At 57.8% G+C, this 6,270-nt stretch carries 4 protein-coding genes; 3 read left to right on the forward strand and 1 reads right to left on the reverse strand.

Annotated elements, in window-relative coordinates:
* A partial coding sequence (locus ACIPUD_RS39385) for a thioesterase family protein (protein ID WP_446482941.1) occupies nucleotides 1–622 on the forward strand: 622 nt, incomplete at its 5' end.
* 431 nt (nucleotides 623–1,053) lie between these two features.
* Here the strand turns inward: ACIPUD_RS39385 and ACIPUD_RS39390 are convergent.
* Nucleotides 1,054–1,686 carry a transposase gene (locus ACIPUD_RS39390; protein ID WP_446482942.1) on the reverse strand — a complete coding sequence of 211 codons (633 nt, stop codon included), beginning with the start codon at nucleotides 1,684–1,686 and terminating at the stop codon, nucleotides 1,054–1,056.
* 577 nt (nucleotides 1,687–2,263) lie between these two features.
* On the opposite strand from ACIPUD_RS39390, the gene ACIPUD_RS39395 reads away from it, so the two are divergent.
* Together ACIPUD_RS39395 and ACIPUD_RS39400 are read left to right on the forward strand one after the other, a co-directional pair.
* A complete protein-coding gene (locus ACIPUD_RS39395; RefSeq protein WP_446482943.1) occupies nucleotides 2,264–3,919 on the forward strand; it encodes an AMP-binding protein in 1,656 nt (551 codons plus the stop codon).
* 497 nt (nucleotides 3,920–4,416) lie between these two features.
* Entirely contained in the window at nucleotides 4,417–5,697 is a 1,281-nt protein-coding gene (locus tag ACIPUD_RS39400) for an aminotransferase class I/II-fold pyridoxal phosphate-dependent enzyme (protein WP_446482944.1), read from the forward strand.
* Nucleotides 5,698–6,270: the final 573 nt, after the last annotated feature.

Raw genomic sequence — 6,270 nt, forward strand, 5'->3', positions numbered from 1 at the left:
GCTCGTGGCTCTGCTGCGAGCATTAGGTTCACAGGGCTACGGACCCGGCGAGACGCTTGCGAGGTGGGAACAGGAGCTCCGTAACCGTGCTCCCGCGCCCATCAACGGTTCCGGCCCACTCCGGTTGGCGGTGGTGGAGGTGCCGTCTCGCTGGCTCGATTATAACGGACACGGCACGGAGAGGAGCTACCTCCAGCTGTCCGGCTTGGCGCTCGCCAAGCTGTTCAGCTACATCGGGCATGACACGGACTATCGAGCAAAAAGTGGCAGTTACTACACGGTCGAGACGCATATGTGCCATCTCGGGGAACTGCACGCCGGGGATCGCGCCGAGGTGTTCACTCAGGTTCTCGGCGTAGACGACAAGCGTCTTTATCTCTTCCACGTGATCCGGCGCGAGGGTGACGAGAACCCGGCTGCTACGATCGAGCAGATGCTGATACATGTGGACGCGACGAGCAAACACGGTGGGCCAGTGAAAGGAAACGTGCGCGACCGCTTGTTCGAGTTGGCGCGACTGCACGCGCAGCTGCCACGTCCCGAGCGGGCCGGTTCAAGCATTCAAGTGCCGCTGAGCTCAGCGAGTACAGGGTTGCGTATTCAAACAAAGGAGCGGTCATGACAGCTGGTCAGACCGCGAACCTCCAAAGAACCAAGCAGCAGACCCACACGTCGGTGCTCGAAGGCGCGTCGGGCCCGTGATCGCGCATCTGTAGGTCGCCATGTATCAAGGGCGCTGGGCGTCTTGTATTTTATGTTGAATACTTGGACTCAGTTTATGGCACCGCTCGATGAGGTTCCGGATCAATCGAATTGATCGTCTTACAGCCGTGGTGCTAAGACGGACATTCCACATCCTGAAGGCGATAGGAGGCGCTCCAGAAGCTTACGTGGACTGCCGAGCGGCACCGCATTCTCGGTTCTCGTGACGGTTGCTGCGCCAGAGGCGGCGCAAATACAATGCGGTCGCGCCGGGCTGGATGGACACCGAAGAAATGCTTGGTCAGCTACATGAAGCGGCAATGCTGGGCCGTCGTGGGAATATCCGCTATCTTAGCCAGGAGCTTGGCGACCTGACAGGGACCCTTCGCGACGATGCTCCCGAACTCGGCCAAATGGCCTCGTATCGCGTTGATGATTTGGTTCGCTGCCTTCCTGAGTAAGGATTGCGGCGATCTCGTCCTCTGGGACGCCGTCGCGGACAAGCGCCAGCAGGCGCACCCGCATTTCTGTGCCTCGCGGCAATCTGGTGACGCACTTCCATCCTGATTGCCGCGCCGCACGCACTGCGCGGATCACCCGGGACAGCTGCTCGCCGTCTATGGCTGGGTCCGTCCGCAGCACGACATCGCTGATCGCGATCTCAAGCTTGATCGCCGGAACGTGACCCTCCTCCAACGCGCTTTCCACGACCAGCGGTGCGAATGTCGACTGCGACGCCTCGCACGGCGCCAACATGCCTCGCTGTCGAAAGCGTCGTCGCCAATCGTAAATCTGCCAGCGCGTCGCTCCGTGCTTGCGCGCCACCTCGGACACCTGGGCACCGGATAGCAGACTCTCGCCGACGATCCGAGCTCTCTCAGCCTCCGAACGCACCCGGCGCCCCGACGGTCCTTCGAGGACCTCCAGCCGGCTCACCGGCCCTAACGGTGAGCCGGCCAAACGGACGTCCTTTTTGCTGTCCAAAATCCATCCAAACCTCCGTTCCAAGCCGGAGGCTTCTTGGCACGTTCATTCGAATTCTTAAGCAAGGGTATCGGCTTCGCGCTTACCCTAAAACCGCAGTTTCGCTCCGTGCTGCCTTCGCAGACTTCTCCCGGTTCGAAGGCTGACAAGCGCCACCTAACACCTTCTCAGGCAGTTAATCTCCCTGACCAGAGTAGGTAGTATGGCAATCCCTTTCGATGACGTATGGCTATTCATAACTCGGCGAATAGCCATGACCAGCTCATCACGAAAGAAGGTGCCGCAATGCCAAACGCGACCCGTTGCAGGCCGGTCGCATCTGTAAGTCCCGACGAATGCCTCTACCCGAAGTTTTCGGTAGATGTCTCGATCACGCGAGGTAAGTAGGCGCATTCCGTGCGTTTGAGTTTGTGCCCTTCCTGATCGTGGCAGGTTTGGCGTCCCATCATCGCGGCGCGAGCAATCGACAGTTGCTGCGTCGGAAGTGCGTGAGGCCTAATCGGAAACCACCGCGATTGTGCTAAATCGAGCGTTCCGCCAGACTTGTTTATGTTCTCCTGAGCTCCGAGGTTGCCAAATGATGACGCATGCAAAACTGACGCACACGCAGTTGAAAGAACATGTCCAAAATGTGCTCCGCAAAATCGATGTGCTGGAATCCAACTATGAGGCGATCACGATCGGTCGGCTCGTTTCAAAGCGGGCGAGAACGCACGGGTCAACGCTCGCAATCGAGGTATTTGAGCGTGGTGAGCGTGCAACCTATTCCGAGATGGACGAATTATCCAACAAGTATGGGCACGCGCTCCAGGCATTCGGCGTAGGCAAGGGTGATCGCGTTGGCGTAATGCTATCCAACCGGATCGAATTTCCTACCCTGTGGTTCGCGCTTGCGAAGCTCGGTGCTGTTATGGTCCCAATCAACATGCGGTACACGGGCAGAGAGATCGAATATGTACTTACGGATACACAGGCTACGTTCGCCGTTGTCGATGAGTTCGCATGGTCAGTGTTTTCGGCCATGGAGTCTTGGCCGAAAAGTCTCGCCAAGGAGCGACTGATTTTCGTCGGGCGGCGCTCGAACGGTGCCGCCGCTACCCTCGATCAATTGCTCAAAGGGGCTCTCAATTCTCCTGTCGAGGAGGATGTCCAACCGGACGATTTATTGAACATTCAATATACTTCGGGCACGACAGGCTTTCCGAAGGGGTGCATGTTGACGCACGACTATTGGAGCGTGAGCTCATATCAGTGGGCCTGTTGGGACGACAGGCCCTATCAGAGGTATCTGTCTGCGCAGCCCTTCTTCTACATCGATCCGCAATGGCATCTTCTGAATTCGTACCGACAGGGCGGCACACTGTACCTGGCTCCGCAAGTCAGCTCAACGCGCTTTATAGGTTGGGTCAAGCAGCACCGCATCGAATGGTGCCAGTGTCCCGAGCTTGTAGCGCGCCAAGCCGAGGCCACCGGTGAAGACGGGACGACATGCCTAAAGCAGACTATCAATTGGGGCTGGAGTCCAAATGCAGTACGCCAGTTCCGGAGGCGCTTTCGAGTCCCGACTCAGGACGCTTACGGGATGACGGAAATTGGCTTCGGTACGCGAATGACGAATGAAATCGACGAACTGGCCGACTCGGGCTCGGTCGGGATCCGCGCGCCGTTTCGAAGCTTACGGCTGATGAACGAGGACGGCAGCCCAACACCGGTCGGAGAGGTTGGCGAGCTCTGGGTGAAAGGCCGAGGGATCTTCAAGGGATATTGGAACAAGCCGGAAGCAAATGCCGCTCTGTTTGAAGGCGAGTGGTTCAAAACGGGTGATCTGATGCGTCGTGATGAATTCGGCTTTCATTGGCTGGTGGGGCGTACGAAAGACATGATCCGCCGGTCCAGCGAGAATATAGCTGCGCGCGAGGTGGAGGCGGTCATCTCCGAGCTTTGCGAGATTGCCGATGTGGCTGCCGTGCCCGTCCCCGATGAGAAACGCGGCGAGGAGGTCAAAATTTACGTCGAGCTCAGAGAAGGTGTGACTCCGAATAATCTGATCGTAGGGCGCATTCTCGATCACGCTCGTGCACGCCTTGCTGTGTTCAAGGTGCCGCGATACATCGGCTTCACCTCGGCTCTTCCTAGGACAACCTCCAGCAATAAAGTGCTGAAACGTGAACTAATGGCCGTAAGCGATCCGTTTGCCGGCGCCTATGACGCGAAGGAGAAGCGGTGGCGCTGAACGGAGCAAACGACCTCCGTTATCGGCCGGTCTTATGGTGCTCCGCAAGCGCCTAGTCGAATTGGAAGTTGTCGCAGAAGGCCTTGAAAATCAGCAGCCTCGAGTATTAGCGCTAAGTGGCACGAGGCGAGCCCATTCCTTTTCGGAGGTGACGGCGGGGCGAGCGCGCCTACGCGGGAGCGGCAGCCAGGCGAGAATATCTGCCGGCCAAGTCTTCGATGCCTGCGGGCTGCCAGGATATCGCGCAGAGCGTTCAGGTTTTTGTGACGTTCGGCTTTTAGGGACGTGACCGACGAGCGTTCGAATGAGCACCAACATGCAGTTGATCTGGTGAGATCGCCCTGCGAAAATGACTCGTAAGTTGAGGGGCGGACGAAGACGAGGATCAAGCTGCCGACGAGGATCCTACACAACCTGCGGCTCGCGGCGATGTCGCCAACCTTCGCCAATGGTGCGGGCGCAGCTAAACCCCCGGGCTGTACATCTTGGAGATCAGAATGGACAATCGAGTGCAGCAAGGGATCGTTCCTCCTGGTAGAGGTCTCCCGACCCGACACTTTAGAAATGCCGCATGCTCGCTCGAAAGCAGGCCCTATTTTGATGCGGCCCACGCAGCTGGTGCTATTGCGGTCCATGGATTTTCCACAACGGGACGCACACTCGCTTTGGGCGGCGGACCGCTTGATGTTCCTCGGCAAGTAATTGATTTCGTGCGGTGCTCCTACCTAGGTCTGGACAATCATCCCCTAATAATTGCTGGTGCGATCGAGGCGCTTGAGTCTCATCGATCATTGGACTGGTCATGCGCACGGACGGAGCTCAACTTCGATCTTCTAGCAGAACTTGAAGCGGCCCTCTCAAAAGTATTCTGCGCGCGCGTGATCACGTTCTCGAGCGGCACGCTCGCCAATCTAGCCGCAATGCCTATCCTTGCTTCGGGTCGACTGACGGATGGGCGAAAGCCACTTGTCGCATTCGATGGCTTTTCAGACCTCTCACTCGCCTACCACAAATCCATTGTAGGCCACGAGACGCGAACCGAAACGATCGTCTCCATCGACGCTCTCGAAAGGCTTTGCCGTGAAAATGCGGACGTCATCTATGTGTGCGATGGTATTTACTCCATGGGAGGCTATTCGCCAATTGATGAGCTGCGTCGGCTGCAAGAACGTTATGGGCTGTTCCTCTATATCGACGATAGTCACGGCCTATCGATCTTCGGAAACAACGGTGAGGGGTTCGCTCGCTCTCAGTTTCCGCAGGTGCTCGGTGAGCGAACGGTTATTGCAGCTTCGCTCGGCAATGGATTCGGCGCGTCGGGCGGCATATTGATGCTTGGAACGGTCGCCCAGGAGACTCTTATTCGGCGGTACTCCGTTCCATATGCGATTTCGTCACCCCCCAACTCGGCGACGCTTGGCGCCGCGCTTGCGTCGTGCAAACTACACCGCTCGTCAGAACTCGGCGAGCGGCAGGGGCGGTTATCACAACGCATCGAGCTCTTTGATCGCCGGCTCGCAACTGTAGACCAAGGAAACTCACTTCCGATCAGAATGATTGTCATCGGATCAGAGGCCAAAGCCATTGAGATCGCAAGAGGACTTCTCGATCGCGACTTCTATGCCCTGGTGACGTTCTTGCGAGCGGCGGGTGAAGAAAAGGCCGGAATTCGGGTGTGTATTACAGCGGAGCATGAGGTCCGGGACCTAGAGCGCCTATGCGACTGCATCTTGGAGCTAGTAGCCGGGATAACCGGAAAGCCCTACCCTCTGAGGTGAGATGAATAATCAGCGGACGAGTACCTGGAGCTTGCTAAAGCAAAAAGTGCCGATTTACTGCTGAAGAAGGGAAGCCGGACGGATGACAATACCTCGACGGCAAAACGCAATATGTTCGGCGGCAGGAGGCTATCTTCGATGTTGTCAGTCAACTCAATCGAGGCGTCGCGCTCATCGCTTCCGGTCAGGAGCGAGAGCAGCTCGCCGAGTTGAACTTCATCGCAGGGCAGCGTGCCAGGGCGTCGGCGGCCTACGCCTCGGCGCTGACATATTTCACCGTCGGTGCTGCGCTGCTTGCGCAGGATTCGTGGCAAAGGCGCCACGAACTCGCATTCGCACTGGAAACCAATCGGGCCGAATGTGAATGCTTGGTAGGCCGGCTGGAGGTTGCGGAGTGCCTCCTGTCTGCGCTGTCGAAGCGCGCTTTGAGCGCGCCCGAACGAGCGACGGTCGCATGTTTGCGGGTCGATCTTTACTTGACGCTAGGTCAGCACGGCCGGGCAGTGCTCATAGGTCTCGAATATCTTCGCGACGTCGGGATCGAGTGGTCGCAGCGTCCGACGGACCAGGAAA

The sequence above is a fragment of the Bradyrhizobium sp. CAR08 genome, from assembly GCF_052871955.1.

Excerpts from the sequence above, each read along its gene's own strand:
- ACIPUD_RS39395 (WP_446482943.1), top strand. The coding sequence starts at position 2,264 with ATGATGACGCATGCAAAACTGACGCACACGCAGTTGAAAGAACATGTC.
- ACIPUD_RS39400 (WP_446482944.1), top strand. The coding sequence starts at position 4,417 with ATGGACAATCGAGTGCAGCAAGGGATCGTTCCTCCTGGTAGAGGTCTC.